Genomic DNA, 17,951 nt, shown 5'->3' with positions numbered 1-17,951 from the left:
GTCGGCCTCGTCGCCCGCGGCCGGTTGCCCGGTCGCGGGCGCGGGCGCGTGTCACGGCTGGACCGGATACACCCCGGCGGTGGCGATGCAGACATTCATGCCGAGGACCGGCGTCTGGGTCGAGACCGGCTGCATCGTGAGGGCCCCCGTATTGGCGAGGGTGACGGTGCCGCCCGTCATGACGTTGACGGTCGCCGTCACGGCGGGCGTGCTGCCGGAACCCGCCACCGAGATCGTCGCCGGCAGGCTGGAGGTCGATCCGGGCTTGGTGGCCGTGTAGGGACCCAGCACCGTGGCGTTGCTCGTGGTCTTGACCGTCACGTTCGTGAGGTAGGCACGGCCGGAGGGCGGCGTCCCGCTGCCGACCACGTTCGTATTCGCCGGAAGGTAAGCGCTGACGTTGAGCATGCCGGCGGTGGCGGGGATCGGGATCTGTTGCGTCGACATGACAGCGCCGACGCCGACGCCGTGCGTGTGCGCGCGCAGCGGCGCCTGGTTGGCGTTCAGGCTGACCTGGTTCTGGCCGATTTGCTGTGCGTTGGCGATATTCACGAGCGTCGGGTTGGCGCCGGTGCCCGTGCCGACCACCGAGCGGCCCGACAGGTTGGGAAGAACGAAGTTGGTCTTGGCGTCGCCGCCGAACGTGACGCCGATGAGGGAGTACAGCATCTGGTAGGTATTGATGGACACGGTCGCGCCGTTGGCCGGAAGGTAGCCGCGCGGACACCAGTCGAAGGCGAAGGTGCAGATATCGCCGACGTACGGCTGGTCGTTGCAGGCGTGCGCCACGGCGGGAAGCGCGCTCAGCAGCGCCAGGGCGCAGCCGGCGGCGAAGCGGGAAGCATTGTGTTGATGGTTCATATCGTTTTCCCTTCGGAAATCGGTCGGGTGGCGGCGCCCACGGGCGTCGTCCCCGTTCTTGTCTCGAAAAACCCGCACGCGTGGTGCCGGTCGGATGGATTCACTGGACGAGCGGCCGCCCGCTCAGGGACGATTCGGGTAAACGCCCACGACGGCGATGCACATGGTGCTGCCCATGCCGGCGGACTGCGTCGAGATGGCTTGCAGCGCATTGCCCGCGGCTTGCGCGATGACGACCTTGGCGTCGGTCATGACCTGGACGCTCGCCGACGTGGCGACGGTCGGGGCCGTGCCGTCGACCTTCACCGTCAGCGGCAGCTTGCTGTTGGGCGCGTCCGGCGCGACGCCGCCGGTGTACGGACCCACCAGGGAGATCGTCGCGGGGCCGGACTTGGCGCTCATCGCGGTCATGTAGGCGTTGACGCCGGTGCCGCTGGGTGGCGTGGCGACTGCGCCCGCGGTCGACGTGCCGGCCGGGAGCTTGATGGACACGTTCAGCTGGTTCGCGGTAGCCGGAACGACGAGCGGGCCGGCGACCGGGGTGAGCGTGGCCGTGTGGGTGTGCACCGGGAGCGGCACTTGCGTCGAGTTCAGCATCAGCGTCTGCTGGCCAAGTTGTTGCGCAAAATTAACGGCAGTAATGTAGGTGGCTTGTGCGCTGACGCCGGCGCCGACGACCGAACGGCCGCGCAGGTCGGGAATCCCGAAGGTGGTCTGGCCGTCGCCCCCGAATTTCGTCGCGAGGAGCGAGTACAGCCCATTGAACTCGCGGATATTCAGGAGGCGCCCGTCCGCTTTCACGTAGCCGCGCGGGCACCAGTCGAATGCGTAGGTGCAGACGTTGCCGAGATAGGGTTCGGTATCGCATGCCTGCGCCACGACCGGGACGACGCCCAGCAGCGCCAGTGCGGCGCCGGCGGCCAGGCGGGAGAAACGTTTTGGATGGCTCATCGTGTTCTTTCTGAAAATGTGCTCGGAATGGACAAGGCCGTGCGCGCGGGGCGCGTGGCGGTCGCGGACAGCCGTCATGGACGGTTGGGGTACAGGCCCGTGACGGCGAGGCACGTGGTCATGCCGAGGCCCGGCGACTGGGTCGGCATCATGGAGGTCGGCGTCACGGTCCCGGTCGACGCGACCACGACCGTGGCGCCGGTCGGGATCGTGTTGGTGGATGCCAGGATCGGCGTACCGGCCGTGCCCCCGACGACGACGTCCGCCGGCAGGCTGGCCTGCGCCGAGCCGGCCGGTTCGGTAGCGGTGTACGGTCCCTGGACGGTCGCCGCGGCATTGCCGAGCGTGCCGCTGAGCGGGGTGAGAAAGACGTTGCCGGCCGGCGGCACGGCCGTGCCCGCCGCGGTGGAGACGGGCAGGTCCGCCCCGATGATCGACTGGCCCGTCGTGGCCGGGAACGAGACCTGGACCTGGCTGGTGGTCGGGGCGACCGTGGCGTCGTGGGTGTGCGCGACGAGCGGAATCTGGGCGGACGTCAGCGTCTGGGCCTGCTGGCCGACCTTTTGCGCGATGGCGACATTCTGGAGGCCGGTGCCCTGGCCGGTCCCGACGGTCATGCGGCCGCGCAGGTCCGGCGTCCCGAACGTGGTCGCGCCGTCGCCGCCATAGGTAAAGCCGACGAGGCCGAACAGGGCCGTGTATTCCCGGATGCTGAGGATCCTGCCGTCGGCGACCACGTAGCCTTGGGGGCACCAGCTCGTGGAGCGGACGCAGATTTCACCGATATACGGTTCCGAGCTGCATGCGTGCGCCAGTGTCGGCAGCGTACCCAGCAATGCCAGGGCGCCGGTGGCGGCAAAGCGGGACAAACGTTTTGGATGGCTCATGTTGTTTTCCTGAGGAAATATTCGAAAAGGCCGCCAGAGCTGGACCGGCGCATCGTCCATGGGCAGTGATTGCAACGATAACCGGCGTCATGTGTTGATATCTGACAAACATTATCCTAGCAGAAATATCTTTGTGGAAATTAATTTTTTTATTAAGAGTCGGTGCGGCGCCACAACCGGCAATGGCGGAGCGCGCCCTTCCCGCCGCATGCGCTACTCGAATACGGGATAGCTGCCGCCGACGGCAATGCAGACGATCATCCCGAGTCCTGGTGACCGTGTCGGCACGGGTGCGGGCCCTGCTGCGGCTGCGGCTGCGGCTGCGGTCGCGGCGGGTGCGCCGACGGCGACGGTGCCGCCGGCCAGCGTGGTGACGGTCGTGGTGAAGGCTTCCGTGGGGCCGCCGCCGCTGATCGTGCCCCGTCCCGACAGCGAGGCTTTCGGGGCCGGCGCGGCGACGGCGTAGGGGCCCTTGATGGCGATGGGGTTCGAACCGACCTTGCCGCCGACTGGAGCGAGATAGGCCGCGCCGGCGGGCGGCTTGCCCGTGCCGCCGGCGTTCGTCCTGGCGATGGGCAGCGCCACGCTTAACGCCAGCGTGTCCTGGGCGGCGGGAATGTCGACGCGGGCCTGGCCGGTCGGGGTGAACGTGGCCTTGTGCGTGTGCGCCGTCAGCGGCACCTGTGCCGCGCTCAGCTGGACCTGCGCCTGGCCCACCTGCCGCGCGAGGCCGACGGGGTCGGGGACGTCCGGGTCCATGCTCTGGCCCACGCCGACCACGGACCGGCCGCGCAGGTCGGGAAGCGCGATGGTGCCCTCCGGGGACGAGGGGCTGAAGGTACCGCCGTACATGGTCCCGATGAGAGAGAAAATGGCTTGGTTCTGGTACACATTCAGCTGCCTGCCGTCGGCCGGCACGTAATACTCGGGACAAAAGCCGATGGCGGATATGCAGATCTCGCCGATGAGCGGCTCGATGCCGCAGGCTTGCGCCATGGTCGGGAAGGCGCTTGCCATGGCCAGGGCGCAGGCGAGACGATACGGGCGTCGTGAAGGATGCATGGAATGCCTTGTAGGATGGACGGAGCGCTGCCACTGCCGCCAGGCCGGTGGCGAGGGGCGGCGCCGTGCCGTCAGTCGGGGTAAGTCGGGAAACCCGCGTCGGTGACGGCGATACAGGTCGTCACGCCGAGCGACGGTGTCTGCGTCCGGACCGGTGCCGAGGGCGCCTTGCCGTCCGATGCGGCGACGGCGACGGTGCCGCCGGTGGCGATGCCGGTGGCCACGGTGGCGGCCGTCCTGGGGGCGCTGCCGCTCGCCGTGAGCTGGGCTTGCAGTGTGCTGGGCGCCGGCGTGGGCGGCGCGACGGTGGTGTACGGCCCGGTGAGGGTGGCGCCCGTCAGGCTCATGCCGGCCAGGTAGACCGTGTCGGACGCCGGCGAGGCATCGGCGTTGTCCGCCGTGCCGCCAACCGGCACTGCCAGCTCGACGGCGAGGTTGCCCGCGACGGCAGGCAGCGTGATGTCGCCCGGTCCGGTGGACGCCACGAATGTCGCGTCGTGCGTGTGCGCCGGTATCGGCAACTGCCCGGGATCGAGCGTCAGCGCCTGCTGGCCCAGTTGCTGGCCAATGGCGACGTTCTGGAGGCCGCCACCCTGGCCCTGGCCGATGACGGCGCGGCCGCGCAGGTCGGGAAGCGCGAACTGGGTACTGCCGTCGCCGCCGAAATTGAAGCCGATGCGGGCAAAGAGCGGCCTGTACTGCGCGACCGGCAGCAGCCGGCCGTCGGCCGGCATGTAGTTCGGCGGACAGAACCGCAACGCGACCATGCAAACGTCGCCGAGGTAGGGATCCGAACTGCAGGCTTGCGCGGCTGCCGGAAAGAGGGCCGCCAGCGCCAGGGCGCAGCAGGCTGCGGGGCGGGACAGGCGTTCTGGACGGATCATGTTGCTTGCTCCTGGAGCTTGGCCGGGATGCCGGTCATTGGGTATCGGTGACGATTTGCGAGGGGGCGTCGTGCGTCGGATAGATGCCCGTTTCGGCCACGCATATCACCATGCCCAGGCCCGGTGCCTGCGTCGACAATGGTTGCGCGGCGGCGGCGGTCGCGGAGGCGGCGAGGGTGACCGTGCCGCCCGTCACGGTATCGACCGTGGTGGAGACGGCCGGCGTACCGGACGTGCCGCTCGTCGTGATGTCCACCGGTACGCTGCTGGCGGCCGGCGTGCCCGGCTGGACGGCGGTGTACGGTCCCGACAGCGTGGCCTGGGTAGGCCCGACCTTGGCGGAGAATCCGCTGAGGTAGACGGGGCCGGTGGGCAGCGCCGTGGCCTTGGTGCTGTCCGGCGACACCGGCAATCCCCCGTCGAGCTTCAGGTCGCCCGCGGAAGCCGGGACCTTGACCTCTACCTGCTTGGTGGTCGGGGCGAAGGTGGCGGCATGCGTGTGCGCCTGCAGCGGCGCCTGGTTGCTGTCCAGTGCCAGCTTCTGGCGGCCGAACGCCTGTCCGGGGAGGACCGGCTGCAGCCCGGCGCCGGCGCCGGTGCCGACCATCGTGCGGGCGCGCAGGTCGGGAAGCGCGAAGGTGGTCTTGCCGTCGCCGCCGAAGATATTGCCGATGAGCGCGCCCAGCACCGGATGCTGCGCGATGGTAAGGACGGCACCGTTGGCTTCGAGGTAGCCGACCGGGCATTTGCGGAACGGAAAGGTGCAGATGCTGCCGCTGTACGGCGCGGATCCGCAGGCCTGCGCCGTGGCCGGCAGCAGGGCGCACAGCGTCGCCAGGCAGGCGGCGGCGAGGCGGGATGGGGATGGTGGAAGCGTCACGGTTGTGTGTCTTGTCGTGAAATGGAATGCGTCGACGCCGCGCGATCGCCGGAGGGTCAAGGAAATTGCGGCATCAGTCCGATCCTCGCGATGCACATCAACATCCCTAGCGCCGGCGCCTGCGTCGGCACGGCGTCCTGCAGCAGCGGGACAGGGCCGGAGACGGCGATGGCGCCGCCATCCATCAGCGTGATGGTCGCCCGCGTCGCGGCCGTCGGCGCGGCGCCGCTGACCGTGACCCGTCCCGGCAGGCTGCCGCGTGCCGGCTCGGCGGGCGGTGCGCCGGCGGGCGGCGCGGGCGGCTCCGGCGGCAGCGCGGCGACGTACGGTCCGGTCAGAGACATGTCCTTGCCGCCACCCGCCTTGCCGCTGAGCGGGGCAAGGTAGGCGTCGCCCGCCGGTGGCGTGGGGGTGCCGTCCGTCGCCGTGCCGAGGGGCAGCGCGGCGTCGATGCGCAGGTCGCCCGGGGTGGCGGCGACGACGAGCTGGCGCTGGCCGCTGATGGGGGCGAAGGCGGCGGCGTGCGTGTGGGCGGTCAGCGGCACTTGCGCCTCGGTGAGCTTGAGCTCCTGCTGGCCCAGCTTCTGCCCGATCGCGACGGGAGACGGGACGCCGGGACCTTTGCCCTGGCCGGCGCCCACCACGGAGCGCCCGCGCAGGTCGGGCAGGGCGAAGGTCGTCTTGCCGTCGCCGCCGTACACCGTGCCGATGAGCTCGTACAAGGCCTGGTTCTGCTTGATCGTCATGAGCCTGCCGTCGGCCGGCAGATAGCCGGCCGGGCAATAATGGGAATGCGCGATCGCACACACTTCGCCGATATACGGTTCGATGCTGCAGGCATGCGCCGACGCCGGGAGGATGGCCGACAGCGCCAGGAGGCAACCGGCGGCGACATGGGAAATGCGTTCCGGACGGTACATGTCCTACTCCTTGTCCAGCGACTGGTTCACCCTGGTCGGATCGCTGGGGAACTGGCCCTTGACGGCGATGCACATCAACATCGCGAGCGCCGGGCCTTGTGTCGCGACGGGCGCGGATGCCGCCTTGCCCTCCGTATAGCCGACGTCGATGGTGCCGCCGGTCACCGTATCGACATTGACCATGCTGGCGGTCCTGGCCGCCGCGCCGCTCACCGTGACGCGCGCCGGCAGGGTGCCGCGCGGTGCCGCGGGCGGTGCGACGGGCGTGTACAGCCCGGTGGCGCTGCCGCCCGAGACGCCGACGGCGGCCAGGTAGGCGTCGCCGGGGCGCGGCGCGGCGGTGGCGCCGGCCGTCGTCCTTGACACCGGAAGCGCCATGCCGACCTTCAGCCCGCCGCCGACCGCCGCCACGTTGACGTCGCGCTTGGCGCCGGTCATGGCGAAGACGGCGTCGTGCGTGTGCGCCGGCACCGGCAACTGCCTGGTGGACAGCGTCACGCCCGGCTGGCCCAGGCGCTGTCCCGCCTCGACGGGTGCGAAGCCGGCGTCCTGCGCCTGGCCGGCGCCGACGATCACGCGGCCGCGCAGGTCGGGCAGCGCGAAGGTGTCCGGCACGGTGCCGCCATATACGGTGCCGATGAGCGAGAAGAGGTCGGTGTGCTCGCTGATCTTGAGAAGCCGGCCGTCGGCCGGCAGGAAGCCCGGCGGGCAAAATATCGTCACGGTCATGCAGATGTCGCCGATCAGGGTCTGGGCACTGCAGGCATGCGCCGGGACGGGGCCGGCGCCCGCCAGCGCCAGGAGGAAGCCGGCGACCAGGCGCACGTTACTGCGCATCGGGAGTGATATATTGTTCATCGCTTTCCAAGGCAGGATAGAGACCGTAAGCCGCGATGCAGACGACCAGGCCCAGGCCAGGCGATTGCGTCGACACGGGTTGCGCGGGACGCGCGCCCGACGCGCGCACCGTGACCGTGCCGCCGGTTGGCACGTCGAGCTGCGCGGTGACGGCGGGCGTCGCGGCCGCGCCGTCCAGCGTGAGGTCCGCAGGCAGCTTGCTGGCGGCAGGCGTCGCCGGCGCGGCGGTGGTATACGGTCCCGAGAGACTGGCCGTGGACGGGCCGACCTTGGCGCCGATCTCGGTGAGGTAGGACTTGCCGGCGGGCGCCGCCGCGGCGGTCTTGGGCTTGTCCGCCGAGATCGGCAGCGCGGCGTCGATGCGCAGGTCGCCCGCGGCGGCCGGGATGTCGACCGTCACCTGCTTGTCGTGCGGACTGAAATCGGCCTTGTGCTTATGCGCGCGCAGCGGGGCCTGGGCGCTGTCCAGCACCAGTGTCTGCTGGCCCGGCGTTTGCCCGCGCGCCATCGGCGGCAGCCCGGCGCCCGTTCCCATGCCCACGACCATGCGGCCGCGCAGGTCCGGGACCCCGAACGTACTGATACCGTCGCCGCCGAACGTGTGGCTGGTGATTGCGTAGAGTGCTTGGTATTGTTTGATGGAAAGAATTGCACCGTCGGCCGGGACAAAATTCGCCGGGCAGCGCGAATACGGGAATGTGCAGATGCTGCCGATGTAGGCTTCGCTGTCGCAGGCCTGCGCCATGGCCGGGAGGGTACTCAGCAATGCCAGGGCGGCGCGGATGCCGCGCCGCAGGCGTGTCGGATTGCTCATGGGTATCCTGCCGGCTGGCGTCGGCAGCGTGTTGTCATGACATCTAGCTATGTTAGCAAATGTTGCAAGCTAGAACTATATATTTTTTCGAAGCCGGTTCAGCCGAGCGCCGACCTGAGCGCCCCCGACTCGAAGTACACGTGCCGGATCGACGGATACGCCGCCGCCACCGCCCGTTCCAGCCGGTCGATGGCCGCCTCCACCTCGCCGATGCGCATCTCGCGGCGGAAGCGCACGGCCGCCGTCAGCAGCACCTCGTCCGGCCCCAGCTGCATGGTCAGCACGCGCGCCACGTCGAGGATGTCGGGATCGTCCTCGAAGATCTTGCGCAGGCGCGCCGTGGCGTCGGTGCCGATGCTCTCGCCCACCAGCAGGCCGCCGGTCTCGCGCGCCAGCGTGAAGGCGGCGCCCACCAGCAGCAGGCCCACCAGCACCGAGGCGGCGGGGTCGAAGTAGGGGTTGTCGAACAGCTGGCCCAGGAAGATGCCCAGGCCGGCGATGGCCAGGCCGATCAGCGCCGCCGAGTCCTCGATGAACACGGTGAACACGGAGGCGTCCTTGCTGGCGCGCATGGTTTGCCACAGCGACGTGCCCGGCTTGCGCCGGCGGTTCAGCGCCTTGCGCGAGACGTTCCAGCTATAGCCCTCGAACAGCACCGAGACGGCCAGCACGACGTAGTTCCACAGCGGGTCCTGCAAGGGTTCGGGATGGCGCAGCGCGACGATGCCGTGGTGGATCGACAGGCCGCCGCCCAGCGCGAACACGGACATGGCGACGATCAGCGCCCAGAAGTACAGCGCCTTGCCGTAGCCGAAGGGATGGCGCTTGTCGGGCGGCCTGGCCGCCGCGCGCTCGCCGACCAGCAGCAGCAGCTCGTTGCCGGTGTCCACCGCCGAGTGGATGCCCTCGGCCAGCATGGCCGCGCTGCCGGTGATGGCGGCCACGACGAACTTGGCGGCGGCGATGCCGAGATTCGCGATGATGGCCGCGTAGATGACCTTTTTGGATCCTTCCGTCTTCGGTTGCGCGTCCCGATGCGCTATGCTGTCGCTCATGTATTGATTGGTCCTCGATGCCTTGGCCCCAGTGTAGCCAAAAGCGCAAGACTGCCGTGCACGGCTGGCGACGGCTGGCGACGGCGGGCAAGGGCGGGACCATCGGAGAGTCCATGAGCGTTCGTAACCTTCGACAACTGTTCGCCCCCAGGTCGGTGGCGCTGGTCGGCGCCTCGCAGCGTCCCGGTAGCGTCGGCGCCACGGTGCTGCACAACCTGCGCGCCGGCGGCTTCAAGGGCACGCTGTATCCGGTCAACCCCAAGTACGACGAGCTCGACGGCCTGCGGGTCTGGCACGACGTCGCCGACCTGCCGCAGGCGCCGGAACTGGCCGTCATCTGCACGCCGCCGGCGACCATTCCCGGCATCGTGCGCACGCTGGGCGAACTGGGCACGCGCGCGGCGATCGTCATGAGCAGCGGCCTGGCCACGGCGCGCGACCTGCGCGGGCGCAGCCTGAAGCAGGCGATGCTGGATGCCGCCAATCCCTACCTGCTGCGCATCCTGGGGCCGAACAGTTCCGGCCTGCTGGCGCCCGGCATCGGCCTGAACGCCAGCATCGCCGCCAGCACCCAGGCGGGAAGGATCGCCTTCGTGTCCGAGTCCGGGGCGCTGATGGGCGGGGTGCTCGACTGGGCGCGCATGCGCGGCATCGGCTTTTCCAGCTTCGTCTCGCTGGGCGAATCGTCCGACGTCGACTTCGGCGACGTGCTCGACTACCTGGCCAGCGACCCGGGCACCAGCGCGATCATGCTGCACGTGGAAACCATCCGCTACGCGCGCAAGTTCATGTCGGCGGCGCGCGCGGCCGCCCGCAGCAAGCCCACGCTGATCCTCAAGGCCGGCCGTTCGCTGGAGGGCGCCGCGGTCGGCGCCTGCCTGTCCGGCGTGCTGGCGAAACCGGACGACGTCTACGACGCGGCCATCCGCCGCGCGGGCATGCTGCGCGTGTACACCACCGAGCAGCTGTTCGCGGCGGTGGAAACGCTGGCGCGCGCCAAGCCCCTGTACGGCGAGCGGCTGGCGATCCTGTGCAACGGCGCCGGCCCGGTGGTGCTGGCGAACGACGCGCTGCAGTACGGCGGCGGCCAGGCCGCCGTGCCGGGCGACGAGACCGTGGCGACGTTGCGCGACCTGGTGCCCGAATGGCGCGGCAGCGGTCCGCTGAACCTGCGCGGCGATGCGCCGCCGGAACGCTACCGCGACGTGGTCGACGTGCTGCTGCGCGATGCGGGGGTCGATGCCGTGCTGGTGATCCACGCGCCGAACGCGGTGGTCGATCCGGCCGACGTGGCGCGCGCGGTGGCGCCGCTGGCGAAGGGCTCGTCGCGCAACGTGCTGGCCTGCTGGCTGGGGGGCCAGTCGGTGGTCGAGGCGAGGACGATCGCCTCGGAGGCCGGCATGCCCTCGTACCGCACGCCCGAGGACGCCGTCAACGGCTTCCTCCAGATCGTCAACTACCGCCATGCGCAGCAACTGCTGATGGAAGTGCCGGCCTCGGTCGGCGACGGCGAGCCGGACCGCGAACGCGCGCGCGCGCTGGTGCGCGCGGCGCTGGGCAAGGGCGACTACCTGCTGGCGGACCCCGACACCAAGGCGATCCTGGCCGCCTACGGCATCCCCGTGGTGCCCACGCGCGCCGCCGCCACGCCGCCGGACGCCGTGCGCGCGGCCGGCGACATCGGCTATCCGGTGGCGGTCAAGATCCTGTCGCCGGACGTGGCGCAAAAGAGCGACGTGGGCGGCGTCACGCTCGACCTGGACACGCCGGAAGCCGTGCAGTCGGCCGCCGAGCGCATGGCGCGGCGCCTGGCCGAGCTCAAGCCGGACGCGCGCCTGGACGGCTTCATCGTGCAGGCGATGGCGCGCAATCCCGGCGCCCACGAACTGATCGCAGGCGTCGCCACCAATCCGGTGTTCGGGCCGGTGATCCTGTTCGGCCAGGGCGGCCTGGCGGTGGAGGTGGCCGCCGACCACGCGGTGGCGCTGCCGCCGCTGAACACGGTGCTGGCGCGCGACCTGGTCGGGCGCACGCGGGTGGCGCGCCAGCTCAAGGGCTACCGCAACCATCCCGAGGCCGACCTCGACGCGGTGGCGGCGGTGCTGGTGCAGGTGGCGCAGCTGGTGGCGGACGTGCCGGAGATCGTCGAGCTGGACATCAACCCGCTGCTGGCCGACAGCCGCGGCGCCATCGTGCTCGACGCGCGCATGCGCATCGCCATGGCCGACCGTTCCGGCAGCACGCTCGACCGCCTGGCGATCCGCCCCTATCCGGCCGAGCTGGAAGAGCTGGTGCCGTGGCAGGGCGGGCAACTGCTGCTGCGCCCGATCCGGCCGGAGGACGGCCAGGCCCACGTCGCCTTCTTCAACGCGCTCACGCCGGACGACGTGCGCTATCGCATGTTCGTGCGCGTGCGCGAGCTGCAGCCGGCCCAGCTGGCGCGCTTCACGCAGATCGACTACGACCGCGAGATGGCCTTCATCGCCACCCGCGCCGGTCCCGACGGCCATCCGGAAACGCTGGGCGTGGGCCGCGTGGTCGCCGATCCGGACAATATGAGCGCCGAGTTCGCGGTGACGGTGCGCTCCGACCTGAAGGGCAAGGGCCTGGGCATCATGTTGATGAACAAGCTGATCGCCTACTGCCGCGCGCGCGGCACGCGCGAGATCGTGGGCGAGGCGCTGCCGCAGAATTCGCCGGTGCTCGGGCTGGTGCGCAAGCTCGGCTTCACCGTCGGGCCGCTCGACGAGGAAGAGGGCGTGCGCAAGTTCTGGTTGCCGCTGCGCTGAGCGCCAACCGGGCGCGCCGGGACCAATGACCGCCAAACCCGCATTCGTTCCCGGATCGGGGCCGTCGGTCGCAAGCCGCTGGGATTCGCCGGCGGCGCTTGCCATCATCCTCCCATCGACACACGGATGGGAGTCCAATGAAGCAAGCACATGACTCGACGATGGCCCGCCGCGCGGCGGCGTGGGGACTGGCCGCCGGCCTGCTGGCCGGTTGCGGCGGCGGCGCGGATGACGAGGCGCAGGCCGATCCGGCGCTGGCGGCGGCCTACGCCGACACGCTGTCCTACTGCGGCGCCACCGAACCGACCGGCGGCGCGGCCGAGGAAGGCGGCTATGCGCAGAGCTGGCCGTCCTACTATGGCAATCCGAGCTACGACACCAGCGTGGTGGTGTCGCCGCGCGGCGCCGAGCCGCTCGATCCGATCGCCCTCAGGATCCAGGCGCACGACTACCGCGGCGTGTCGGGACCGATCATCGGCCCCGGCGCGTTCGACCTGGCGTGGAAGATGGGCGTGGTGCTCGGCGCGCGGCTGCCGGCGCGGGCCGCCGCCTGCGTGGTCAGCCTCGGCAAGCTGGTGCCCGCCACCACGATCCTGCCCGGGATGACGCAGCCGGTCGGACAGATGCTGGACTGGCGCAGCAAGTGGGAAGCGCGCGTGGACATGCGGGGATTGCCGGGCGCGGTCATCGACGGCTTCGAGTTCGTCTCGACCTTCGGCCAGGCCGGCGGCCTGGTCGCCTTCATCGAACCGAAGGCGCGCCTGGCGGCCAGCCAGGGCGCCAGCATCTGCCGCCGCGCCGCGGCGGCGGGCGGCTGGGATTGCGTCGCCGCCAGCGCGGCCGGCAGCGCCGACGGCGCCTACTGGACCTTCACGCGCAGCGGCGTCCAGGCCGGCATCTACGTGCTGGTGGCGCCGGCTACCTGACTCAGTGGACCTGGCCGCGCAGGAAGTCGGCCAGTTCCGGCGTCGCCGCCACCTTCAGCGCGGTGACGCCCTGCTTGTCGGCGCCGGTCACGGTGACGCTGCCGGCGCGCAGGAACAGTTCGCAGGCGAGCCTGTCGCCGCGCCGCGCCGCCTCGACGAACTGGTCCTGGCTGTAGTAGGTCAGGCCCATCGCACTGAGGTCCTTGCGCGCCTGCAGCGCCGGGCTGGCCTGGCCGTCCACCGGCGCCGGCTGCGGGCGCTGCTGGCCCACCATGGCGGCGAGCCTGGCCTGGACCGCGGCCAGTTCCGGCGGCAGGCTGGCGCCGGCCGCGGGCGCTGCCGCCATCGGCGCCGCAATGGGCGGCGCGGCCGGCGCGGGCGCGGCGCGGTCGGCGGCGAGCGTGCGGCCCGCCCGCGCCGGCTGCAGTTCGACCAGCGCCACGTCCGGCGCCAGCGCCTTCAGGCGCGTCTCGACGTCGTCGACGGTCTCGCCGATGAAGCGGCTGGAGTCGCCGATGCCGACCGCGTTGGTGATGGCGCGGCCGAACATGGCGCCCAGCACGTTGACGTCGGCGCCGCCGGACTTCTGCACGAACAGAGCGTAGACGTTGACGCGGTAGCCATCGCGGTAGGGGAACACGCAGCCCTGCAGCACCGAGGCTTCGCCGTACCTGGCCAGCGTGCCGTCCGAGGACGTGACGATGGCGGCCGCCTGGGGGCAGTCCGGCGCGCTGACGATGCTGCCGCGCAGCGACTCCTGGTGGAAGCCCATGCGCGGCGCGTAGGCCGGCAGCGGATACGGCGCCATCTGCTGCATCACCTTGATGCCGTCGTAGTGCTTGCGGAACGCGGCGGCGACGGCTTCCTGGATGCCTTCCAGGCTGGTGCCGGCGGGACGCACGTCGAACACGGCGAACGTGGTCTTGGTATTCGTCGAGCTGCGGACGATGTCGTTGAGCGCATCCTGGGCGCACGCGGTGGAACTCACGGCGGACAGCAGGGCGGAGGCGAACAACGGGGCGATTGGTTTCATGCGTTTCCTCTTGGCGTTCTTGTGCGGATCGTCCGGCCGGGGGACGTGCCCCGGCCGGCGATGCGCCGATCATGCCAAGCGGCGCCGCCCGGCGAAAGCGGACTGCGACGAAGCCGGTCGCGCGGCCGACGAATGCCGGCTTCGGGGGAATGGAGGCCGGCGCGCCGTCAGGGCGCGCGCGTCTCCCAGGGCGCGTCGGTGAGCGTGCGCAGGAAGGCGACGATGGCGTCGATCTCGGCGTCGTCCAGCGCCGGCTGCATGCCCTTGCGGCGGTTGTAGGGCAGCGTTGCGGCGTTGACGTTGCCGCGGTAGGCCTTCGGGACGTCGTCGAACAGGACGCCGTCCTTGTACCAGCGTTCCGGCTCGATGCCGCGCGTGGCGTAGAAGGCGACGGCGTCGCGCAGCGTGGAGAACGCGCCGTTGTGCATGAATCGTTCGCGCACGGCGACGTTGCGCAGGCCGGGCGTGCGGAAGTAGCCGCACCACTGCGCGCGCTCCGGCCAGGTTGCCGCGGCGGCGGTGGCGCACAGTCCCGTGTCGAAATAGGCGGGGTCGCGCGTGGCGGGGATCGCGCGGTTGCGCGGCACGCCGATGGCGTCGTAGCCGAAGTCGGTGAACAGCGAGCGCGCCGGGTTGCTCGACGTCTCGTTGAACTTGTGGCAGCTGGCGCAGTTGCCCTTGTCCGGATTCTTGAACAGCTTCAGGCCGCGCAGTTCCAGCGCCGTCAGTGGCGCCTTGCCCTGCACCCAGGCGTCGTAGCGCGACGAGAACGGCGCCATCTCGCGGCTTTGCAAGAAGCTTTCCATGGCCTTGCCGAGGGCCGCGAGGGCGCCGGCCGTCGTGTCGAGCGCGCGCGCGCCGAACTCGCGCCGCAGGCCGTCCGCGTACGGCGCCGCGCGCAGCTTGCGCGCCACGTCGGCGAGGCTGCGGTTGTGCATCTCCAGCGGGTTCATGAGCGGATGGCGCACCAGGTCTGGCACGTCGTCGGCGCGGCCGTCGGCGAACAGGCCGCCGAACGGCGTGGCGGCCAGGGCGTCGTCGTCCTGGTAGAAGAACAGGCGCGGGACGTAGGCCACGTACAGCGCCGACGGCGTGTTGCGCAGTCCGACCAGGTCGGCCCTGGCGCCCAGCGGCACGCCCAGGCGCGAGCCGTGGTTGCCGGAGAAGGCCCGGCGCGGATCGTGGCAGCTGGCGCAGCTGGTGCCGGCCGGCTCGGACAGGCGCGGATCGAAGAACGCCTGGCGTCCCAGCGCGGCGCGCGCCGGGGATGGCGCGAACGGCCCCGCGACGGCCGGCATCGCCGCCAGTTGCGGGGTCGCGCCGATGCGCTGGACGTCCGCGGCGGCGCAGGCGGCCGCCACCGCCACCGATGCCAGCAAGCCGGCGCAGAAGCGCTTAGCCTGCAAGGAAACCCACCTTGTCGCAGGAGATCTTGTTGAGCGACTGGGTGCAGGTCGCCATCGGCTTGCCGGCCCTGGTGTAGGCCTTGAAGGTCCAGCTGGTGCCGCTGCGCTCCATCACCATGAAGCCGAAGGTCACGCTGTGGGTGATCCGGTCGAGGGTGACGCCGGGCGCCGGCGCCACGCCGGCCGGGAACGGGTCGGGCAGGGCGACGTCGAGGTTGTCGCCGCCGTTGCCGCTGACGAAGGTCGCCGGGTGGTTCGAGCTGAAATTGATGGCCTGGAAGTCGTGCACGTGGCCGTGCAGCGCCAGCGCGATGCCCGCCGGGTAGTAGGCGGTCGGGTTCACCTGCGCCGCCACCGACAGCAGCGCCGCATTGCCGCCCGCGGGCGCGCCGCCGGCGATCGGGGCATAGCCCAGGATCGGGTGGTGGTTGACGAACAGGCTCGTCGTCTTCGGCTTCGCGGCCAGCGTGGCCACGGTCCTGAAATCCTTCTGGTAGGCCAGGAATTGCGGATCGGTGGCCGCCAGCGCGGCCTTGCCGGTGCGCGCCGAATCGAACACGATCACCTGGGTGTCGCCGCCCAGCGGGACGGCATACGGCGTCGTGTAGTTGGCGGTGCCGTCGTTGGCCGGGTCGTCGCAGCTGCGCGCGGCACTGTAGGGCTGGGTGTCGAGCAGGCGGAACCAGCCCTGGCCGGCGCGCGCGCACTCCTCGTGGTTGCCGCGCACGACGATCCAGGGCGCGGCGGCCAGCAGCGGCGCGGCCGGCTTGAACAGGTCGGCCTCCCAGGTATCCCAGCCATAGCCCCACGGGCTGTCCTTGCAGCCGGCGATGTCGGCCGGGCACGCGTTCTCGCGGTAGTGGTAGTCGCCGATGTGCAGCACCAGGTCCGGCTTCATCGCGGCGGCGGTGGCGGCGATCTGCGCCAGCGGCCACATCTCGCCGTCGTTGCAGGACTGGAAGGCGTTGTCGGCCTTCTTCAGGCGGCAGCCGGTATCGGCCAGCACCAGCACGCGCTGCGGCTCGGCCTTCGGCAGCGGCAGCGCCTTGTCGCCGACGCGGGCGTCCTTGGCGCCGGCCGGCAGCGTCGCTTCGCAGGTGGCCAGCGGGAAGGCCGACGGCTTCGAGTCGGCCGGGCTGCTCGCGGTGGTGCGCAGGGCGGCGGTGCCGGCGGCGGCGCGCAGCGTCATGCGGGTGGCGTTGCCGTCGACGTTGACGTAGGGGCAGCTGTCGTAGTCGGTGGCCACGCGCGCGATCGGCTTGCCGCCGTCGCCGACGACGACCCAGGCGTACTTCAGGTGCTCGTTCCTGGACGCTTCGTCCATGGTGGAGCCGCAGCCGGCGAGCAGCGCGGCCATGGCGGCGACTGCCGGCGCGAGGGCGGGGACGCCGCGCAGGTGGGGGACTGGCTTGGTCATTGGTGCTCCTTGTTATTGTAAAAACGCAACAATATAGGGCGTCGATATGACCCTCGTGTGACACCCGCCCATCCCGGTACGGCAGCCGTCGGCGCGCGCGGCGATCCCGGACGCCGGAGACGACATGGACAGGTCGCGCCCGTCGCGGCGTATCGCGTTCTTCCAGTTCCCCCGGATGCACATGGCCTTGGAATACATCGTCCCGGATCCGGATGAGTTGTTTTCAATAAATAGTTGAAGTGCAGCGGTAACGCGTTGTCGTAATCGCCACAAAACCGTTACAGTGACACCTCGATATCACTGCGACGAACGGCATGCGCGACCCTCATCATTCATCCCGGCTGCCCGGCCTCCTGCTCGCGACCGACTTCGGCCCGCGCTGCGACCGCGCGCTCGAGCGCACCAGGCAGTTGGCCGCCGAATTCGGCGCGCCGGTCGAGGTGCTGACGGTGCACGAGCCGGCGCGCGCGCCGGACGACGTGCTGCCCTGGCTCGACGGCGACGATGCCGCCGGCGCGGCGCGCGCGGAAGGCGCCGCCCGCGCCGAGGTGGCGCGCGAGTTCGCCGATGCCGGCCTGCAGGCGCAGCCGCGCTTCGCCGGCGGCCCGGTCGACGCGGCGATCCTGCAGGCGGCCGCCGCGCTGCCCGGCTGGCTGGTGGTGACCGGCGCCCCGCGCGGCGAGACGCTGGTGGGCGCGCTGCTCGGCTCGACCGTCGAGCGGGTGGCGCACGGCCTGGCGCAGCCGCTGCTGGTGGTGCGCCGGCGCGTGCGCGCGCCGTACCGCGCCGTGCTGGTGGCCGTCGACGGGGGCACGGCCGCGCGCCGCGCGCTGCGCCTGGCGGCGCGCCTGTTCCCGGACCGGCGCCTGGTCGCCTTCCACGTGCGCGACGGCATGGAGCCGCTGGCTGACGAGGTGGCGATGGAGGCCGAGCTGGAGCGCTTCGTCGACGCCTGCGGGCTGTCCCCGCAGGCGCGCGCCGGCGTCGCGCTCGCGGTGGGCGAGGGCGGGCCGGAGGCGGCGCTGGCGCGCTACGTGCGCGCCAACGCCATCGACCTGGCCGTGCTCGGCGTGCGTGAGGAGCCGGCGCTGCGCCGCCTGCTGGTGGGCAGCCGCAGCGGCCACCTGCTGCAGGACGCCGCCTGCGATACCCTGCTGGTGCCGGCCGCGATGCCGGACGGAGCCGCCGGTGACGGCGCCTGAACCGCC

16 protein-coding genes are annotated in these 17,951 nt (G+C 71.1%); 3 read left to right on the top strand and 13 right to left on the bottom strand.

Annotated features, from left to right (window positions below; translation table 11 throughout):
* Positions 1-51: 51 nt before the first annotated feature.
* The 10 genes from QZ749_RS13605 to QZ749_RS13560 form a co-directional block, all read right to left on the bottom strand.
* Positions 52-861, bottom strand: a complete 810-nt coding sequence (locus tag QZ749_RS13605) for a phage tail protein (RefSeq protein ID WP_296947752.1) — start codon at positions 859-861, stop codon at positions 52-54.
* Between the two features lie 123 nt (positions 862-984).
* Positions 985-1,890, bottom strand: a complete 906-nt coding sequence (locus QZ749_RS13600) for a phage tail protein (RefSeq protein ID WP_296947750.1) — start codon at positions 1,888-1,890, stop codon at positions 985-987.
* On the bottom strand, positions 1,887-2,699 hold the full coding sequence (locus tag QZ749_RS13595; RefSeq protein ID WP_296947747.1) for a phage tail protein: 813 nt from the start codon (positions 2,697-2,699) through the stop codon (positions 1,887-1,889). The genes QZ749_RS13600 and QZ749_RS13595 overlap by 4 nt, the downstream gene beginning before the upstream one ends.
* A gap of 213 nt (positions 2,700-2,912) precedes the next feature.
* The gene (locus QZ749_RS13590; RefSeq protein WP_296947743.1) at positions 2,913-3,761 is read right to left on the bottom strand and encodes a phage tail protein; all 849 of its coding nucleotides are present in this window, start codon (positions 3,759-3,761) and stop codon (positions 2,913-2,915) included.
* Between the two features lie 71 nt (positions 3,762-3,832).
* Entirely contained in the window at positions 3,833-4,645 is an 813-nt protein-coding gene (locus QZ749_RS13585) for a phage tail protein (RefSeq protein WP_296947740.1), read from the bottom strand.
* A 34-nt stretch (positions 4,646-4,679) separates the two neighbouring features.
* Positions 4,680-5,525 (bottom strand): phage tail protein, encoded by an 846-nt coding sequence (locus QZ749_RS13580; RefSeq protein ID WP_296947735.1) that lies wholly within the window; start codon positions 5,523-5,525, stop codon positions 4,680-4,682.
* A 56-nt stretch (positions 5,526-5,581) separates the two neighbouring features.
* Positions 5,582-6,445, bottom strand: coding sequence for a phage tail protein (locus QZ749_RS13575; protein WP_296947732.1), 864 nt, complete (start codon positions 6,443-6,445; stop codon positions 5,582-5,584).
* A 3-nt stretch (positions 6,446-6,448) separates the two neighbouring features.
* The gene (locus QZ749_RS13570; protein WP_296947729.1) at positions 6,449-7,303 is read right to left on the bottom strand and encodes a phage tail protein; all 855 of its coding nucleotides are present in this window, start codon (positions 7,301-7,303) and stop codon (positions 6,449-6,451) included.
* Entirely contained in the window at positions 7,272-8,117 is an 846-nt protein-coding gene (locus QZ749_RS13565) for a phage tail protein (protein ID WP_296947726.1), read from the bottom strand. The genes QZ749_RS13570 and QZ749_RS13565 overlap by 32 nt, the downstream gene beginning before the upstream one ends.
* A 98-nt stretch (positions 8,118-8,215) precedes the next feature.
* Positions 8,216-9,172: a cation diffusion facilitator family transporter gene (locus tag QZ749_RS13560; protein ID WP_296947723.1), complete on the bottom strand. Its 957-nt coding sequence runs from the start codon at positions 9,170-9,172 to the stop codon at positions 8,216-8,218.
* A gap of 113 nt (positions 9,173-9,285) precedes the next feature.
* Between QZ749_RS13560 and QZ749_RS13555 the strand changes: the two genes are divergently transcribed.
* On the top strand, positions 9,286-11,961 hold the full coding sequence (locus QZ749_RS13555; RefSeq protein WP_296947720.1) for a GNAT family N-acetyltransferase: 2,676 nt from the start codon (positions 9,286-9,288) through the stop codon (positions 11,959-11,961).
* Positions 11,962-12,098: 137 nt separating this feature from the next.
* Positions 12,099-12,887, top strand: a complete 789-nt coding sequence (locus QZ749_RS13550; protein WP_296947719.1) for a hypothetical protein — start codon at positions 12,099-12,101, stop codon at positions 12,885-12,887.
* Between the two features lies 1 nt (position 12,888).
* Here the strand turns inward: QZ749_RS13550 and QZ749_RS13545 are convergent, their stop codons facing one another.
* The 3 genes from QZ749_RS13545 to QZ749_RS13535 form a co-directional block, all read right to left on the bottom strand.
* On the bottom strand, positions 12,889-13,920 hold the full coding sequence (locus QZ749_RS13545; protein WP_296947716.1) for a hypothetical protein: 1,032 nt from the start codon (positions 13,918-13,920) through the stop codon (positions 12,889-12,891).
* A gap of 167 nt (positions 13,921-14,087) precedes the next feature.
* Positions 14,088-15,326 carry a cytochrome-c peroxidase gene (locus QZ749_RS13540; protein ID WP_296947714.1) on the bottom strand — a complete coding sequence of 413 codons (1,239 nt, stop codon included), beginning with the start codon at positions 15,324-15,326 and terminating at the stop codon, positions 14,088-14,090.
* Positions 15,316-16,743: a metallophosphoesterase gene (locus QZ749_RS13535; RefSeq protein ID WP_373896821.1), complete on the bottom strand. Its 1,428-nt coding sequence runs from the start codon at positions 16,741-16,743 to the stop codon at positions 15,316-15,318. The genes QZ749_RS13540 and QZ749_RS13535 overlap by 11 nt, the downstream gene beginning before the upstream one ends.
* Positions 16,744-17,057: 314 nt before the next feature.
* Between QZ749_RS13535 and QZ749_RS13530 the strand changes: the two genes are divergently transcribed.
* On the top strand, positions 17,058-17,945 hold the full coding sequence (locus QZ749_RS13530; RefSeq protein WP_296947712.1) for a universal stress protein: 888 nt from the start codon (positions 17,058-17,060) through the stop codon (positions 17,943-17,945).
* Positions 17,946-17,951 lie beyond the last annotated feature (6 nt).

Origin of the sequence: uncultured Massilia sp. (assembly GCF_913773735.1) — a bacterium.
Lineage (GTDB): Bacteria > Pseudomonadota > Gammaproteobacteria > Burkholderiales > Burkholderiaceae_D > Telluria.
This window is presented reverse-complemented; position numbering and strand designations above follow the sequence as displayed.